This is a genomic window from Agriterribacter sp. (genome assembly GCF_035497235.1).
Lineage (GTDB): Bacteria > Bacteroidota > Bacteroidia > Chitinophagales > Chitinophagaceae > Agriterribacter.
The window spans coordinates 119,613-137,056 of the sequence record NZ_DATJEB010000022.1 but is presented as its reverse complement, the minus strand read 5'-3'; the positions used below and the strand labels follow the sequence as shown (position 1 = coordinate 137,056).

13 protein-coding genes are annotated in these 17,444 nt (G+C 42.9%); 11 read left to right on the top strand and 2 right to left on the bottom strand.

The window, feature by feature from the left end; translation table 11 throughout:
- Window positions 1–7: 7 nt before the first annotated feature.
- A complete protein-coding gene (locus tag VL121_RS06855) occupies window positions 8–559 on the bottom strand; it encodes a hypothetical protein (protein ID WP_325403533.1) in 552 nt (183 codons plus the stop codon).
- An 84-nt stretch (window positions 560–643) separates the two neighbouring features.
- A complete protein-coding gene (locus VL121_RS06850) occupies window positions 644–1,141 on the bottom strand; it encodes a GNAT family N-acetyltransferase (protein ID WP_325403531.1) in 498 nt (165 codons plus the stop codon).
- Window positions 1,142–1,364: 223 nt separating this feature from the next.
- Between VL121_RS06850 and VL121_RS06845 the strand changes: the two genes are divergently transcribed.
- The 11 genes from VL121_RS06845 (at window position 1,365) to VL121_RS06795 (ending at window position 17,344) form a co-directional block, all read left to right on the top strand.
- A complete protein-coding gene (locus VL121_RS06845) occupies window positions 1,365–1,907 on the top strand; it encodes a hypothetical protein (protein WP_325403529.1) in 543 nt (180 codons plus the stop codon).
- Between the two features lie 317 nt (window positions 1,908–2,224).
- The gene (locus tag VL121_RS06840) at window positions 2,225–2,776 is read left to right on the top strand and encodes an RNA polymerase sigma factor (protein ID WP_325403527.1); all 552 of its coding nucleotides are present in this window, start codon (window positions 2,225–2,227) and stop codon (window positions 2,774–2,776) included.
- 351 nt (window positions 2,777–3,127) lie between these two features.
- Window positions 3,128–3,688: a hypothetical protein gene (locus VL121_RS06835; RefSeq protein WP_325403525.1), complete on the top strand. Its 561-nt coding sequence runs from the start codon at window positions 3,128–3,130 to the stop codon at window positions 3,686–3,688.
- 56 nt (window positions 3,689–3,744) lie between these two features.
- Window positions 3,745–7,203 carry a SusC/RagA family TonB-linked outer membrane protein gene (locus VL121_RS06830; protein ID WP_325403523.1) on the top strand — a complete coding sequence of 1,153 codons (3,459 nt, stop codon included), beginning with the start codon at window positions 3,745–3,747 and terminating at the stop codon, window positions 7,201–7,203.
- 23 nt (window positions 7,204–7,226) lie between these two features.
- On the top strand, window positions 7,227–8,915 hold the full coding sequence (locus tag VL121_RS06825; protein WP_325403521.1) for a SusD/RagB family nutrient-binding outer membrane lipoprotein: 1,689 nt from the start codon (window positions 7,227–7,229) through the stop codon (window positions 8,913–8,915).
- Between the two features lie 123 nt (window positions 8,916–9,038).
- Window positions 9,039–10,313: a hypothetical protein gene (locus VL121_RS06820; protein ID WP_325403519.1), complete on the top strand. Its 1,275-nt coding sequence runs from the start codon at window positions 9,039–9,041 to the stop codon at window positions 10,311–10,313.
- Window positions 10,314–10,404: 91 nt separating this feature from the next.
- Window positions 10,405–11,745, top strand: a complete 1,341-nt coding sequence (locus VL121_RS06815) for a PhoPQ-activated pathogenicity-related family protein (protein ID WP_325403517.1) — start codon at window positions 10,405–10,407, stop codon at window positions 11,743–11,745.
- 93 nt (window positions 11,746–11,838) lie between these two features.
- Complete coding sequence (locus tag VL121_RS06810) at window positions 11,839–12,609, top strand: rhomboid family intramembrane serine protease (RefSeq protein ID WP_325403515.1); 771 nt, start codon at window positions 11,839–11,841, stop codon at window positions 12,607–12,609.
- Window positions 12,610–12,752: 143 nt separating this feature from the next.
- Entirely contained in the window at window positions 12,753–13,934 is a 1,182-nt protein-coding gene (locus VL121_RS06805) for a lipoprotein N-acyltransferase Lnb domain-containing protein (RefSeq protein ID WP_325403513.1), read from the top strand.
- A complete protein-coding gene (locus tag VL121_RS06800; protein ID WP_325403511.1) occupies window positions 13,909–14,730 on the top strand; it encodes an alpha/beta fold hydrolase in 822 nt (273 codons plus the stop codon). Before VL121_RS06805 ends, VL121_RS06800 begins: the two co-directional genes overlap by 26 nt.
- 4 nt (window positions 14,731–14,734) lie before the next feature.
- Window positions 14,735–17,344 carry a T9SS type B sorting domain-containing protein gene (locus VL121_RS06795; protein ID WP_325403509.1) on the top strand — a complete coding sequence of 870 codons (2,610 nt, stop codon included), beginning with the start codon at window positions 14,735–14,737 and terminating at the stop codon, window positions 17,342–17,344.
- Window positions 17,345–17,444 lie beyond the last annotated feature (100 nt).

Below are 17,444 nucleotides of genomic sequence, written 5' to 3'. Positions count from 1 at the left end.
CACCATTTTACTCTTCTAAATTAAAATACCTCAGCGTTTCATAGTAGTCTGAAAAAATGGATGTTTCATCATTGTTCTTTTTTCTTCCCGAGGTATGAATAGAGGATGCCGGGGCTATAATAATCCTTGTTTTCCTGAAACCAATAGAATTTGCATACGGAGCAGTGACCGCCGGGTTCATTAAAAATAGCCTGAGCGTATACGTACTGGGAGATGTTTGGGTTTGAAAGATTACAAAACGGGTATGGTAAGCCGCTGTTGACCCTAATCCCGGGGCAGCATACCATGCTGTAGCAGATTCAAGGCTCGGGTTGTAATATACCAGGATCAGGCTTGAGTCAATTTTCGCCTGAGAAATATTTTCCAGAACAAAATCCGTATTGCCCGAAAAGGTTCTTTCTCCGAAAGTATACATTGAAATATTGGCATTTCCGTCTTTACCGTCTTTGCCATCTGTTCCAGGTGTTCCCGCAAGACCTGTATCCCCCTTTTTACATGAGCTGGCACTGATAAACAATACCATTCCGATAAATATTACCCGTGCTAATTCCTTTTTCATAAAACAGAAATATAAGATTATTGATACATACTGTGAATAATATGGATTGCAGTAACGGGTACATCCCTTAAATATTGTGGATATTTATTTAATTCTTTTCTGCATTACATAGTCATGCATAAAATAACCATTTCCTATAGCTATATTTTCTTCCCGGGCCACGCTGAAGCCCTGGCGGGTATAAAAATCTTTTGCTTTGTTGTGCCGGTTCACATTTAATTCCAGTATAGCGGCGCCTGCCGGCCGGATTGCGGCAATAATATGATCAATAAATTTTTTACCTGTGCCCTTGCCCTGCCGGTTTTGAAGCACATAAATTTTATGCAGCCTGCATACTTTTTTATCGGATGTGGATGACCAGGAAGCGAAGGCAACCGGCTGATCATCATCATACCCAATAATAAACCGGTGCTGTTGTATATTGATCTGGTGTTGCAGGGAAGACGCACTGTACATCATGTTCAGCATATAGGCTGTTTGCTCCGGCGCTAAAATATCCGCGTACGTTTGCGGCCAAACGGCGTATGCAAGCTTCCTGATCAGTGGTATATCTTTTATCCCTGCTTCTCTGAAATGAATCATAGTTGTAAAGTTAAAAAATAGAATGGGTTCATTACATATGCGCCACAACGCTTGTTAATGACAGATAAAATTAAACCTGTCTGCCTTTAGGATTCAAAATTCAACATGAAATCTTTAGTTCCGCAATAAATGGAGTAAAGTTGCGTTAACTACAATTCTTTAATACAAAGTAGTTTATTTTTTTAAATATCTCAATATTATCATCAACTCAAAAAGGAAGTGTATGAAGCAGTTTTTTATGTATGGCAGTTTTCTCTTTTTATTTTCAACATTGGTATTTTCTGCCAAAGCCCAGGATGGCGGCGATTATAAAAGGGGTATTGGGCTTCGGGCAGGTGGCGGATACTATGATGTTATTGCCGCTTCATTTAAAACTTTTATTACCACGCCAGGTGCTATCGAATTAAACCTGGGATTCCGGCCTAATACATATTACAGCTCAGTAAATCAGTTCCACCTTTCTTTCTCCGCAGCTTACCAGCACCATTTCCCCATAGGGGCTGTGGAAGGACTGAAATGGTTTGTGGGTGGCGGTTTAACCGCTTATAATACTTTTTCAAGTAATAAAGACTACTCCGGATTTGGATTAGGTTTATTTCCCACTGGCGGCGTGGATTATAAATTTGGTAATATCCCTTTAAATGTGAGTGCTGATTTTCGTCCTACAATAGCTATTGTAAGACCAGATTATTACGGATCGGGTTTCTACAATTATTCCCGTTTTTATGCGGGTAATGTGGGCGCTTCCGTGCGTTATACATTTTAAAGCGATAGTTTAAATGAATAACAAATAACCGTGGGTTTGAAATAATTTCAAACCCACGGTTATTTTTATTATTGAAACACCACCCCGGCACAATGTAATGCTACTCACCACTCACTACTCACGGCTCATATGCCGACACCTGCCACTGGCAGAAAAAATTAAACCTGTCACCTATCATAATTTCCGCTATTTTTTTCATAAGAATTAACATTGCCCATTTTTTAAAATAGGGATAAAATTGAACTTTGAAAAAAGGCATTTTTTTAAGGTGTACCGGAATGGTATAGTTATTTTTTTGACTGCTTATTTTATCACTTATGTCTGAATGTAATTACCAGAATGATGCTGCCTGCTGGCGACAGTTGAAGGAAGGGAATGCGGAAGCCCTGGGATACCTGTACGATACTTATATTGACAGGTTATTTCATGCGGCTTTAAAAATGACAGATAACAGGGAGTTAGCCAAAGACGCGTTACAGGAAATATTCATTGAAATATGGCATTACAGGGTAAGTATCGGGGATGTGCATCATTCTTACAGTTATCTTGTAAAAGTGCTGAAAAGCATTATTCTTAAAAAAATTAAGCGTAAAGTCATTATTAATGAGTTACATGATAATGAAAATGGCCTGGCGGAAACCCATAATATTGAGGAAATGATCATATTATCAGAAAGGGTTACAGAACAAAAAAGCCGCTTAAATATCGCGCTGGCCCGGCTTACATCAAGGCAAAAGCAGGTGGTTCGCCTTCGTTTTTTTGAAGGGCTCACCTACGAACAAATTGCGGTGAAGCTGAGTATGAATTACCAGTCGGTGAATAATCTCGCCTTTCGGGCAATGATCAACCTCCGGAAGCAAATGTGCTGAAATCTTTTTTACCGGCATTGGGTATCGCTTCATTCCCCTGATCTCTTATCCCGTATTTCCCGGAAGTATGCCTGTATCACCCGTTTTAAAACCGTTGGCCAGGCAAAGGTTCCTACAGTAATTTAAGCTATTTTTTTTGTGATAATTAACATTTGTTAGTTTGTGGAATTTAAATAAAATTGAACTTTATTTCAACTACGGAATGCATGCCCGGTAAATAAAAAAAAGCATGTTTTTTAACGTACATTATGTTTTCATGAATTGTATAAAATACACATCTCCTTATATATTAAATACGCAATTTCGCAGGCCAAAACAATCAACACTATTTATCACATCAACCATCTGCTCATGAAAAGGAATTTAAAATTAATTACTTTATTACTGCTTATCGCCCCGGCATTACTAATTAGTTCCTGTAAAAAGGATGAAGCCCCCCAAAAAACGCTTGCTGATGCCAAAAAGGAATGGGTAACAGGTACATGGAAACAAAAAGATATTACATTAGGCGTTACTACATCGGTAAAAGTTGGTGGTAATAAAATTAAGCTTGAGTCTGGCTGGAGTATGCTGGATCACCCAACCCTTAACTATTTGTTGACGCAGGGAGGCCAGAGCCCTAATCCGTTTGCATTTACCCGGAACAATGTATATGCTTTCAATAGTGATGGTACTTATAAAGTGGACGGTGATAATGATTACTCCATATTGTTTTCTCTCCCGGAAGCAGGTAAATCGGGGGCCTGGGATACAGAAGTGTACAGCTCTGTGCTGGCGTTATTTCCCGCTAAGGATAAAAGAGTTCCTTACTGGATCAATACTATTACTGCTTCAACACTGAACCTTGCAATTACTGTTAATATTCCGGGGTTAGGTGATGTTCCCATGAACCTCCTGCTTGAAAAACAATAGCCGGAAAATTCCTTAATATGAAAACAAAATTCTTTCTACTAAACCAATCAATTGTTATGAGGACTTATTGTTTTGCCACCAGGCTATTTTTCATCTTTAGCCTGGTGTTATTTTTGCATTCGGCGGCTGTTGCTGCCGACTTTCCGGTGCGTGGGTCGGTGACGGATGAAAACGGGCCTGTTGCCGGGGTAACGGTTATGGAAAAGGGCACAGCAAATGCCACTACAACCGATAATAGCGGTAATTATGCGCTTACGGTTAAAAACACGAATAGTGTGCTGGTGTTTACTTACGTGGGATATAAAACGGTAGAAATAGCCGTATCGGGACGGCAGGTAGTGAATGCCACTATAGAAAGCTCCGCTACGGAACTTACAGGAGTAGTGGTAACTGCTCTTGGCATTACCCGTGAAAAAAAATCACTGGGCTATTCCGTTGAAGAAGTAGCCGGTAAAGAAATGAACCGGGTAGCACAGGAAAACGTGCTGAATGCCATGTCGGGCAAGGTAGCCGGTGTGACTATTAATCAAACCGGGGCAGCGGGATCATCCGTAAGTATGGTTATCCGTGGCGCCGCCTCGCTGAGCAGCGATAACCAGCCGTTGTTTGTAATAGATGGCGTACCCATTGCCAATACACTCAATAATGTAAGCCAGGTGGGTAATGATAACCGGGTAGATTATGGAAATGCCATCGGGGGAATTAATCCTGATGATATTGAAAGCGTATCTGTTCTTAAAGGACCAAGCGCTGCGGCATTGTACGGTTCCCGTGCCGGTAACGGCGTGGTACTTATCACAACAAAAACCGGGAAAGGGATGAAGAAAACTACCGTGAATTTTGTGTCCAGCACTGTTTTCGAAAAACCTTATAAATTTTTAGAATGGCAATCCCGTTTTGCAAGCGGTATTTATCCGGCCATTCCGGTTGGTATCTCAGGTAACATATTTACGGATCCTTTGGGAGCACAGGATCCCCGTTTCAATCCCAATTATGTTATTATTGACGAGTCGGGTGGTGCAGGCGGCCCTGAGTTGGATAAAGGATATAATGCTTTACAATGGAACAGCCCATTAGATGAAAATGGTAAACCAATTGCTATTCCCCTGGTATCTCATCCCAATAATGTGAAGAATTTTGTGCAAACCGGAGTCACTTCTACCAATGGGGTGTCTGTTGCCAACAATACTGAAAACATGAACTATCGCGTTTCCTTGTCCGATATGAGAAATCGTGGTATTGTTCCTAATTCAGACCTTTTTAGAAACACAATAAACTTCAATTCATCCTTAAAGGTGACCAAAAATTTCAGGCTGAGTACTAATATGGACTTCAGCAGAAACAGATCTAATAACCGTCCGGCGGGTGAGCGGGGAGCCAATCCAATGCAATGGGCTTATGCCGTATCTGCAAACACCGATATCAGGGATTTGAAAGATTATTGGGTTCCGGGGCAGGAAGGTCTGGCGGTTCGCTCAACGCATCCATCAGCAAACAATCCTTATTTTTTAGCCAATGAGGTGAATAATTCTTTTGTTAGAGACAGGGTTTATGGAAACCTTCGTGCCGACTGGCAAATTACCCAGGATTTTAGCCTGATGCTGCGTTATGGATTGGATAATATTAATGAAAAAAGACAAACTACAATATCCAATGGTTACACCAGCGAACCACGTGGGGCTTACGGAATTTCACATATCTCGAATTTTGAGGGCAATGCGGATTTCCTGGCAAACTATAAAAAAGAATTGGGAGATTTCAACATTTCCGTTTCTGCAGGGGGTAATACCCGCTATCAGACAGGAAGTTCTGAAAGAACGGCTACGAAAGGCGGAGCTGGTCTTATTGTTCCCGGAGTTTTTACCGTTCAGAATATCCTGCCTGCTAACCTCGATTTTAACAGCTATACCTCCAAAAAGCAGGTTAACAGCATTTATGAAATGGCAACCATCGGATTCAAGGACATGGTTTATATAGATGTTTCCGGTCGTACAGACTGGTCGAGTACCCTGCCTGGTGCAAAAGCCTATTTTTATCCCTCGGCTTCCATGAGCATACTGCTAAACGAAATCATGGGTATTAGTTCTTCTAAAATAAATCTGATTAAACTCAGGGGTGGGTATGCTGAGGCAGGTAATGATACCGATCCTTACAAACTGGTTTCGGTTCTGGGCAATGCAGGTACCTGGGGGAATATTCCACGTCTTGGCACTTCGTCAACACTGCTTAATGCAAACCTTCTGCCCGAACAGGCAACATCGTATGAGGCCGGGATTGACGTGAATTTATATCAGAATCGTTTGCGCTTTGCCGGTACCTACTACCGGGTAGATAATCAAAATCAGATCTTCAGTACTGATTTAGCGCCATCAGGTGGAAGTCGTTACAAAAACATAAATGCCGGACTGCTGCGTAGTGCAGGCTGGGAGTTTACCCTGGGTGGCACTCCGCTTTTAACAAAGAACTGGCGATGGGATATAAGCGCCAATCTGACGCGTAACCGTGTAAAAATAATGGAGCTTGCCAGCGAAATGCCTTATTTCACTTACTGGGCAGATGCTAAAGGCGGTGCGTACACATTTTTGGGCGAAGAGGTAGGCGATATTTATGGACCTAAAATGCGGGTGGTGGAAGACAAATCATCTCCATATTATGGTTACCCGCTTTTGGATGGCGGCAATGAAGATGGGGCAAAATGGATAGCAGAGGACGCGCTTGCTACTAAAAATAAAATTGGAAATTTCAATCCCCGGTTTATATTAGGCGCGCAAACTTCAGTTTCCTGGAAAAACTGGACGCTCAGCGCTACGTTGGACTGGAGAAATGGCGGGCAGTTCGTTTCTCAAACCTACCGTTATGGTATTGAAGATGGCAGAGCTTCTCTGCAGTTTGATAATTTCTTTGATCCGGGTACTATGAGTGGTAAAGAGTTGCGGGATTACTTAGTTGCGCATGAAGATGAACTGATCAAACCGCATGGTGGCAAATTTATAAGGGTAGGATGGCCAACTCCGGAACGGGCGAGCTATCCGGTAATCATTTCAGGATTTAATCTTCCTTACGGCGGATTATTTGCACCGGGTGTATATGAAAACAGGGATATTGATGGCAACCTGATAGGTTATATAGAAAATCTTGGAGAAAATATCCTTGAAAAGGATGCTGATGGTAAATACATAGGAACCGTTCCTATGCTATATGCAGTAAGTAATCCATGGGATTTTACCGAGCCCACTTTGTTCTCCGCTTCCTATATTAAATTAAGAGAACTGTCGTTAACGTATGCATTACCCAAGTCCTTATTAAGTTCTTTAAGAATGCAGGACATCAGTTTTTCTGTTTACAGCAGGAATATCATGTTGTGGACGCAGGCAAAAATTGGTATTGACCCCGAAAATGCCTACCAGCCTACAACGGGTACTCAGGGCGGTATACAGTTTAAACAGGGCATCGAAAGATATAATGTAACCCCATGGTCAATTCCTGTAGGTATTAAATTAAATATAACATTCTAGAAGAATAATAAATTTTTCACGATATGAAAAAGATTTATATAATATTATTAGGCTTTGTTTCAATCATTTCGGGAATTTCGTGTCAGAAACACCTGATTGAACTGAATGAAAATCCTAATGGCGCTGATCCGGCTTCCGCTAATCCTAACCTGGTGCTTTCTACGGTATTAACAGAATCGGCCAAAACATTTGTCAATCTCGGCTACCTCGATATTGCCGGGGTAATGCAGCATACCCAAAAAGACGGTTGGGCTGGCGGTCATAATAACTACGAATGGGGCAATAGCAACGATTGGACAGGTTATTATGATATTTTAAGAAATAACAATTTTGTTTACAGCAAGGCTATAGCACTAAACTATCCTTTGCACGAGGGCATTGCGCTGGTAATGAAAAGCCTGATGTTTGGATTAATTACTGATTTATATGGCGATGCTCCCTACACAGATGCTTTAAAGGCAGATCAGGGTGGAGATCAATATACTTTTCCAAAATTCGATAGCCAGCAAAGTATTTATGACAGCATTTTAGCGAATCTTGAAAAGGCAAATGCATTACTGTCTGAAACTTCTTTTAACAGTTCCACCGGTCCTGCTGATGTTTTTTATGGGGGAGATGCCGGAAAGTGGAGAAAGTTCGCCAATTCCCTGGCATTGCGCTATTATATGCGTTTGTCGGAAAAACTACCGGACCTTTCGAAACAGGGCATTGAAAAGATTACAGGTGATCCGGCAAAATATCCGGTTATCACTTCTGTTGCGGATGAACCGGCAATGGGTTTTCCCGGTAATAGTGATATGGATTCCTGGCCTGCTTATGCCATTCCACAGTCAGACAGCAGCAATTACATAAGGATCAAAATGTGCAACACCCTTGTAAAAGCCTTATTGGAAAGGAATGATCCGAGAATTACCGCATGGGCCGAGCCTGTAACGGAATCAATATATGTTGATCCCGATCTTTCCGGAAATATAAGTAAAGTGGTGTACGATACCACAATCAATGGTGTACACAGACCAAGAGTAATGATCATAACTAATGAATACCTGTCTGCAAAACAGCTTCCTATCAATGATATCAATCAGGATCCTTATTATGTAGGATTGCCTGTGGCACTTAATGCGCCACAAACATACAATCTAAGTCCTGATGTACAGCAGGCATCTCATAACACGCATGTGTCGTGGGTTAATAAAAATTTTGCTAAGGGCAATGCAGGTGGAACTAAAGTAAGACTAATAACTGCTGCTGAAGTACATTTTATTCTGGCAGAAGCTGCCGCAAAAGGATGGAGCGCGGGAGATGCAGAAGATCACTATAATATGGGGATTGCGGCTTCTTTATCGGTATGGGGATTTGGTGCTCAGGCAGCAGCTTATATTGCACAACCTGAAGTAGCATACAATGGAACCATTGAACAGATTATTACCCAAAAGTGGATAGCGAGCTGGAGTATGGCGGCCGAAGCATGGTTTGACTGGCGCAGAACGGGTTATCCCGAACTGCATGGTGTAGCGAACAGAACAGTAGCGCCGGAACTGCCTTTGCGGTTTTATTATCCCATTGAAGAAAGAAACCTGAATGGAACCAATGTGGAAGCAGCTAATCAAAATTTAAAGACAACAAATTATTCAAATTTGGGCGGTAATGGTGCCCAAAATAGTCCGTGGTCACGCCCATGGATAACTCAGGAAACCGGTAAGCCCTGGTAGGAATAGGGTGTAAAGTTTGATTTATAGGGTATAGGGCAAAAAATGTTCTACCCTACACCTTCTTTCCTCACAAAAGGACTAAATATTGTTGTGGAGATTTTTTGAGAGATAATTTTTTAGAAGATGTATATAAGAATATTTATTTTTTTTCTGTGTATAATTGGTTTTATCCCTGGTTCCTATTCCCAAACATTCAAAGCCGGCGCCGCAGTAAGGGTCATTACACCCGATCCTTTACTGCCGGTGTCTGGTGGTATTGGCACACCTAAGCCGGCAACCCTTAAGCAGGGCGATTTATATGCCCGCGCCTTAGTGCTGGAAAAAGGCAACACCAGGATCGCCATCGTTAATATTGATAACTTAGGGTGGCCGTCAGTGTTAGGAAACAGGTCGAGGGCACTGATCAAAGGTATCGCGCCCGAAAACATTCTTATAGGTGTTACACATACCCACAGCGCTCCTGACGCTTATGGATTCCCGGATGAAAAAGGACAATCGCATGCCGACCTGAAATATTTAGACTGGTGTGTGCAGCAAATTGCCGATGCGGTGAATGAAGCGGTAAAAAAATTAGAACCCGCGTCATTAAAAATCGCCGTAGATGAAGCCAAAGGAAAGATCGCTTACAATTATTACGCTCCTCAGTTGTATGATCCCCGTTGCGGCATTATACAGGCTATAGCAACTGCCGGTAAAAACAAAAACAAGCCCATTGCCACATTGGTTAATTACGCGGTACACCCCGAAGTTATCGGTTCATCGCAGGGTATTTTAAGTCCCGACCTGTGCGGGCCATTATACAGTCGCATTGAATCAAAAGCGGGTGGCGTTGCGCTTTTCATGAATGGCGCCCAGGGCGGAATGGTAACGGCAGATACCCGGCTCGAAAAAGGGGGAGAAGCCAACGATTGGGAAGAATGTATACGCATTGGCGAATTGCTGGCCGATGAAGCCTTACGCATTGTTGCCGGCGCTCCTGTGCAAACCAATCCTGAACTGTACTGCGCGGCAAAAACAATCCGTTTTCCCATTGATTCAGAGATCATGAAATATATTCTCAGCCGGTCTCCGCTGAAGCTGGCAGGTGAAAACACGGATACGGATTTCGCTTCCGCACAAATCAATCTCCTTAACATTGGTACCGCACAGGTGCTTACTATACCAGGGGAAGCCCTGCCTAATATTGGCTATTATGTAAAACGCCATATGCCCACCAGGCATCCTTTCCTGTTTGGCTTAACGAATGACGCCTTTGGCTATATCCTTACTAAAGAAGACTTCAGCAGCTTTAAGCGATACGATTATGTGAGCAGAACCAGTTTGGGCGAAATGACGGGAGAAATATATATGAATGAAGTGCTAAAGTGGGTAAAAGAAAACCCGGCACCTGCAAAATAAAACATACATACATCATGAAAAACCTGCCTCCGGTTTCAGGCAGCCACAATCAGAAATAGTAAATATCAACCACCACAATCCGGTAATAATTATGAAGAAGGTAATTGTAAGCGCGTTAGCATTGTTCATCCTGTTCCTTTCTTTTGTTCAGGCCCAGGTTACCCCATCAACGGCTTTGCAAAGCTATTTGCACAATGACGATAAAACATTTAAATGGGAGGTAAAAGACACTTATGATATTGGAGATGTAAAAGCCTATGCTTTGTTGCTTACTTCACAGCAGTGGCGAGAGCACGTATGGACGCACCAGTTAACCGTGCTGGTTCCAAAAGAAAATAAATATGATGGCGCCTTGTTATTTATTACAGGTGGTTCTGTAAAAAATGGTATGCCTAACTGGAACGGACGGAATGATGAATTTAACATTAATATGGCCGGGATGGCATCAGCAAACCATGCCATCGTTGCGGTGTTAAGACAAACGCCTAATCAGCCGCTTTATAATGATCTTACCGAAGATGAACTCATATCCTTTACCCTGCATAATTTCAAAAAAGACGGCGATTATACCTGGCCGTTATTGTTCCCCATGGTAAAAGGTGCGGTAAAAGCGATGGATGCCGTACAGGAATTTTCGAAACAACAGTTGAATCATCCCGTTAACCGGTTTGTAATTTCCGGCGCGTCCAAACGCGGGTGGACAACCTGGCTTACCGGCGCTAATGATAGCCGCGCCCGGGCTATAGCGCCAATGGTAATTGATGTTTTAAATATGCCGGTTAGCTTAGACTACCAGATTAAGGCGCTGGGTGACTACAGTGTGCAAATTGAAGATTATGTAAAACTCGGTATTCCCCAGGGCGCCAAAACAGAAAGCGGCATGGCCGTTACTACCATGGTGGATCCCTATTCGTACCGCAAAACACTCACCATGCCTAAGTTGATTTTCATGGGTACGAACGATGAATATTGGGTGGTGGATAATATTAAAAATTATCTGGACAGCATACCCGGCAAAAATTTACTTCACTATGTACCCAACGCGGGGCATGACCTGGGCGGAGGCAAGCAGGCTTTTGAAGCATTAAGTTCTTTTTTTGGCACTACTTTAACCAATGCCGGGTATCCGGATTGTTCCTGGACAACATCGGTAAGTAAAAAAGGAGTACAGGTTAATATCAAAGCTACCAAAGATGCACTTACAGATGTGATTGTATGGCATGCCGATTCACCCGATATGGATTTCCGCAATGATAAATGGACCAGTGCCAATCTTAATATTTCCCAAAAGAAAAAAATTAAGGTTACGGAAGCATTACCGGCATCGGGTTACCGTGCCTTTTATGTAGACCTGAAATATAAAGATGTAAATGGCGGAACGTATACGGTAAGCACAAGGGTATTTATGACAGATAGGAAAACGATCTTGTAAATTAGTCCGGAAGTTTGTTGTTTTTAGTTTTTGGTTTTGAGTTTAACGTTGTATTCCTAATATTCCATATCTTGAAATAACAAAACATCCTGCATGTTGTTACCTGTTGGAGATGATAACTCGGACCGCACCGTTACACCTTATATCAACTATCTGCTGATAGCCGTTAATGTGCTGGTATTTATTTTCTTACAGGGTGCGGGTAATGATCCTGTATTCACTTACGCTTATTCTACTGTTCCCGCGGAAATTATTACAGGAAAGGATTTCATAACCGCATCGCAGATAATCATTGATCAGCATACGGGGCAGCAATTTGAGTTGCCGGGTTTACAACCTACGCCTGTCCCGGTTTATTTTACATTACTTACCGCTATGTTTATGCATGGCGGCTGGGCGCACTTAGGTGGTAACATGCTATACCTGTGGATATTTGGCGATAATATTGAAAACAGGCTTGGTCATGGGCGCTACCTGTTATTTTATTTAATTTGTGGTATCCTTGCTTCCCTGAGCCATGTTTTTTCAACCCTGATGCTTAGCCAAAGTTCCTTAGTGCCCGGCTTAGGCGCTTCGGGTGCTATTTCCGGGGTTCTGGGCGGTTATCTTTTATTATATCCTACCCGGAAGGTACATGTAATTTTGTTATGGTATATGGTATCTGTTCCTGCCTTACTTGCATTGGGATTATGGATTACATTCCAGGTAATCAGCGGATTAGGTATTTTGGGAGGAGAGGAGAGCGGGGGCGTTGCTTATGCGGCGCATATTGGTGGATTTATTGCCGGGTTTTTACTGATCAAATTTTTTGATCCTGCAAAAAGAGTAGTAGCAAAAGAGCCGTTTATAAGAAGGGTAAGATGATTTGAAATTTGAGATTTAAGATTTGATATTAGATCCCGCTTCGGATTTTGAATTTGAAATTTATTTGCTTCTTGTTATTTGGTTCTTGGTGCTTTTACATCAAGTTTCCCGCTTTATTCCCGAACTTGTCGGAAAATTGATTCGTGAAAAAAATACTTACTGTTTTTCTCCTCGCCTTTTCTTCTTTTGTTACAGCTTATTCCCAGGCAGATTCATCCCATTTGCGGATTACGCTGCTTACCTGCAGCCCGGGTGAGGAATTATATTCCACTTTCGGGCACAGCGCTTTGCGGGTTATTGATAGCGTTACATTTACAGATAAGGTATACAATTACGGTACTTTTGATTTCAATCCCGATTTTTATCCAAAATTTATAAGAGGGAAATTACTGTATTATCTTTCTGTTGAAACGTATCCTGATTTTATCTATGGCTATCAGCAGGAACAACGAAGCATAGTGGAGCAGGTGCTGAACCTGGGCGGGGAAGAAAAAATAAGGCTGAACGCTGCATTGCAGCTTAATGCATCAGGCAGCAACAAGTTTTATAAATATGATTTTCTTTTTGACAATTGTGCTACCCGTATCCGCGACATAGTGGGCAGCAACACGGCGGAAGCATTAACTATTAAAAATATTTTACCCTACCCGGGTGTTTCGTTTCGCGAACTTATCCATAATAGCCTCAACAGGAGCGGAATGTACTGGAGTAAACTGGGAATAGATATTTTGCTGGGCAGCGGGCTCGACAAGTCAGCCGGCAATGAGCAAACGATGTTTTTGCCGCATTATCTTTTTAAAGGCTTCGACAGTGCCGCTGTTGGTAATAAACCTTTGGTGGGGGAAAGGCTTCCTGTTTACACCGCCCCATCTGCAACAACATCGCCAAAATCCTTTTTTACTCCTTTTATTGCCTTTGCGGCAGTATTGCTGGTGTTTATAGCGCTCACTTTAATACGCCGGCAGTGGAGCAAAAAAGTATTGGGTTTTCTTGATTTTTTACTTTTTTTCTCCGCAGGATTATTAGGTATATTACTTGTGTTCATGTGGCTGGGTACCGACCATGCATTATGCCGCAATAACTATAACCTGTTATGGGCCTTACCATTTCATGCCGTTGCAGCGTTTTTCCTGAACAGCAAAAGAAAAATCATACACCAATACTGGGGCCTCTCTGTTTTAGTGTATGCTTTACTGTTAGCCTTCTGGGTGCTGTTGCCCCAGGAACTGAATAAGGATTTGGCTCCCTTACTTATTTTATTAGGCTGGCGTAGCTGGAAGCAGTTTAAACAATCAGAAAATGCACGAAAAGTGGCTCACATATAATGACAGTCGCATTTATTATGAAACGGAAGGCAAAGGATCGCCGGTAATGCTTATACATGGATTCGGGGAAGATGGCAGGGTATGGCATTATCAGCGCGCCTTTTTAAAAGATCATTTTCACCTCATCGTTCCCGATCTTCCCGGAAGCGGCAAATCGGATATACTTTCCATTCCCGCTGATCAGACTACTTCGGTAATTGAGAGGTATGCGGACGGTATAAAACAAATACTTGACAGGGAAAATATTGAGCAATGCGTTATTGCCGGCCATAGTATGGGCGGATATGTAGCCCTGGCCTTTGCACAACATAACCCCGAACGTTTAAACGGGCTGGGGCTCGTTCATTCAACCGCTTTTGCCGATAATGAAGAGAAGAAAGCAGCCCGGCGAAAAGGAATAGCCTTTATACAACGATATGGATCTCAGGAATTTTTGAAACAATCTATTCCTAATTTGTTTGGCGCCGCTTTTACCCGGCGGCATCCGCAACAAATTGAAGCGCTTATACACGGTGCAGGCAACTTTACCGCAGCCGCCCTCGTACAGTATTATGAGGCAATGATAGAAAGGCCTGACAGAACGGAAACGCTAAAAAGCCTTACAATTCCGGTTTTATTTATCATAGGAGAGGAGGATAAAAGTGTATCTTTACAAGATAGCCTTAAACAGTGCTATCTTCCTGCTACATCGCTCATTCATATCCTCCCCGATACAGCTCACATGGGAATGTGGGAACAGAAAGACCAGGCCAACAACACCGTTATAAAGTTTCTTAATTACGTATGTGATGCCTGAGGTAATGAAATATTTTTTTGCAACGATTATTTGTCTGGGTTTTTGTTCCGCACTGAAGGCCAGGCATATTACAGGGGGTGAACTCTCCTATACATATACAGGTTCATCGGGCGGCAATTTTTCTTACCAGGTTACCCTTAAATTATACCGCGATTGCTTTTCTACCGGCGCGCAGTTAGACCCTGTTGTGCCCATTACCGTTTATAAAAAAAGCATATCGGGCACAGCATTGCTTGAGAATTATAACATCAGTATGACACGTAAAGAAGTACTCCGGTTGGGCAGCCCTGGTGAATGTATTGATAATCCGCCTGCAGTATGTTATGAAGTGGGTATTTATATTTTTACAGTTGTATTACCCGCGTCAGATTACGGTTATACTGTTTCTTTTCAACGATGCTGCCGTATCGAAAGCATGTCAAATGTGGCTGTATCCGGACAGATCGGCGCAACGTATACAGCCGATATACCGGGTACGCTTGTGCTGCAGGACGCGCCACGAAACAGCAGCCCTGTTTTTACCACAAAAGATACGGTTATCGTTTGCGAGGATAATTTCTTTACCTACGATTTCGGAGCAATGGATGCCGAAAAAGATTCTTTGTCGTACAGTTTTTGTTCTGCCTACGCGGGAGGTGGCCCGGGTAATCCCCAGCCCAACCCGGCACTGGCTCCGCCCTATGCCACTGTTCCGTATGCTTTTGGGTTTGGCGCTTCTTCACCTATGGGACCCAACGTAACCTTAAATACCCGAACAGGGCTTGTGTCGGGTGTAGCACCGGCATCTGGAATATATGTGGTTACCGTTTGCGTAAGCGAATACAGGGAAGGCATATTATTTAATGTACACCGGAAAGACATCCAGATTAAAGTGGCTTCCTGTTCTATGGCAGCCGCATCCCTTGAACCCGAATATATAAGCTGTGATGGTTTTACCGTTGACTTCCGGAACAGGAGTACCAGCTCTTTAATTAAAACGTATTACTGGGATTTTGGCGTGCAGGGGAGAACAGATGATACGTCAACGCTTGCACGCCCGTCCTTTACTTTTCCGGATACAGGCATCTACAGGATCGTGCTCGTTACCAACAGGAATGATAATTGTTCTGATACCGCGTTTAGTACAGTTAAAGTATATCCGGGCTTCTTTCCGGGATTTACGTTCACCGAAGGTTGTAAAGATGTGCCTATCCGGTTCAGCGATACTACGAAAGCGAAATACGGATTGGTAAACGCCTGGCAATGGGATTTTGGCGTGTCATCCTCTTCAACCGATACCTCCCGCAGCAAACAACCGCCTTTTACTTTTACGGAGTCGGGTACTTACACGGTAGCCCTTACCGTTAGTAGCAGTAAGGGGTGCATGAGTACAGTGCGAACGGATGTAGTGGTAAGAGACAGACCACTTTTAAGCGTACCACATGATACCTTAATGTGCAATATTGATACCATTGCCATTGCCGCCACCGGTCCGCCCGGAACCTACACCTGGTCGCCGGCTTATAATATGCAGGCTACCGGTGCAACCGCTATTGTGAGTCCGGATGTTACCACAACTTATACGGTTAGTTTAACTACCGTTCCGGGCTGCACCTCCACAGATACGGTTCGGGTAAAAGTGGTGAATTTTGTTACGCTCAACGCGGGTACTGATACTACTATATGTTTAACCGATGGCGTACAATTCAATCCTTTCAGCGATGGATTAACCTACGCATGGACGCCTGCCGAAACGCTTGATGACCCCACCATAAAACAACCGGTAGCAACACCCGTTGATGAAACTGCCGTTTACAACGTTACCGCGCATATTGGTAAATGTTCCGCTACAGATAATATCAGGGTCCGCACGGTGCCTTATCCGCAGGTTCGCGTAATCAATGACTCTTCTGTCTGCTATGGAGAGCGGATTCAATTGTTTGCGGAAGGAGGAGCCTTCTACCGCTGGTCTCCTGCGCTGTTGGTAAGTAATTTTAATGTGCCTGATCCTTTTATTTCGCCACCCGTAACCACAACCTATACCGTAAGCGTAACCGATACCTTAGGCTGTCCCAAACCCACATTAAAGGACGTAATAATAACCGTTATACCGCCTGTTCCGGCATTTGCCGGAAACGACACGGTTGTTGTGCTGGGTCAGCCTCTGCAACTGCAGGCCACAGGCGCCGAAATATACAAATGGTCTCCTCCCAGCTATTTGAATAATACTGATATTCCTGATCCGGTGGCCAACTTTATTTCCGAAGTAAATGACAAGATCACGTATTCGGTAAAAGTAAGTACTGTTGAAGGTTGTTTTGCTTACGACACGATGAATGTACGGGTATTCAGAACAGCTCCGGATATATTTGTAGCCGATGCTTTTACACCTAATAACGATGGGCTGAACGATGTTTTCAGGGCTATGCCGGTAGGCATAAAACAGTTTGATTATATTAAAATATTTAATCGCTGGGGCCAGCTTATGTTTTCCTCCAGTACTTCGGAAACAGGGTGGGATGGCACTTTTAAAGGAAAGGAACAGGCCAGTGATACCTTTGTGTGGATGGCACGCGGAACAGATTATTTGGGAAGGGTAATTGAAAAGAAAGGCACTTTGCTTCTTATCAGGTAAATAAAAGCGCGAAGCCGGAAAGCTGAAATACGAAGCGAAATACAACTACAAACCATGAAGGGTAAACTACAAACTAAATCACCCGAACCGTAAGGCAATC

What these genes read in the sequence shown, in the direction of transcription:
- VL121_RS06815 (WP_325403517.1), top strand. Translation starts at nt 10,405, where the DNA reads ATGAAGAAGGTAATTGTAAGCGCGTTAGCATTGTTCATCCTGTTCCTT.
- VL121_RS06835 (WP_325403525.1), top strand. Translation starts at nt 3,128, where the DNA reads ATGAAAAGGAATTTAAAATTAATTACTTTATTACTGCTTATCGCCCCG.
- VL121_RS06800 (WP_325403511.1), top strand. Translation starts at nt 13,909, where the DNA reads ATGCACGAAAAGTGGCTCACATATAATGACAGTCGCATTTATTATGAA.
- VL121_RS06795 (WP_325403509.1), top strand. Translation starts at nt 14,735, where the DNA reads ATGAAATATTTTTTTGCAACGATTATTTGTCTGGGTTTTTGTTCCGCA.
- VL121_RS06850 (WP_325403531.1), bottom strand. Translation starts at nt 1,141, where the DNA reads ATGATTCATTTCAGAGAAGCAGGGATAAAAGATATACCACTGATCAGG.
- VL121_RS06820 (WP_325403519.1), top strand. Translation starts at nt 9,039, where the DNA reads ATGTATATAAGAATATTTATTTTTTTTCTGTGTATAATTGGTTTTATC.
- VL121_RS06830 (WP_325403523.1), top strand. Translation starts at nt 3,745, where the DNA reads ATGAGGACTTATTGTTTTGCCACCAGGCTATTTTTCATCTTTAGCCTG.
- VL121_RS06825 (WP_325403521.1), top strand. Translation starts at nt 7,227, where the DNA reads ATGAAAAAGATTTATATAATATTATTAGGCTTTGTTTCAATCATTTCG.
- VL121_RS06840 (WP_325403527.1), top strand. Translation starts at nt 2,225, where the DNA reads ATGTCTGAATGTAATTACCAGAATGATGCTGCCTGCTGGCGACAGTTG.
- VL121_RS06845 (WP_325403529.1), top strand. Translation starts at nt 1,365, where the DNA reads ATGAAGCAGTTTTTTATGTATGGCAGTTTTCTCTTTTTATTTTCAACA.
- VL121_RS06810 (WP_325403515.1), top strand. Translation starts at nt 11,839, where the DNA reads ATGTTGTTACCTGTTGGAGATGATAACTCGGACCGCACCGTTACACCT.
- VL121_RS06855 (WP_325403533.1), bottom strand. Translation starts at nt 559, where the DNA reads ATGAAAAAGGAATTAGCACGGGTAATATTTATCGGAATGGTATTGTTT.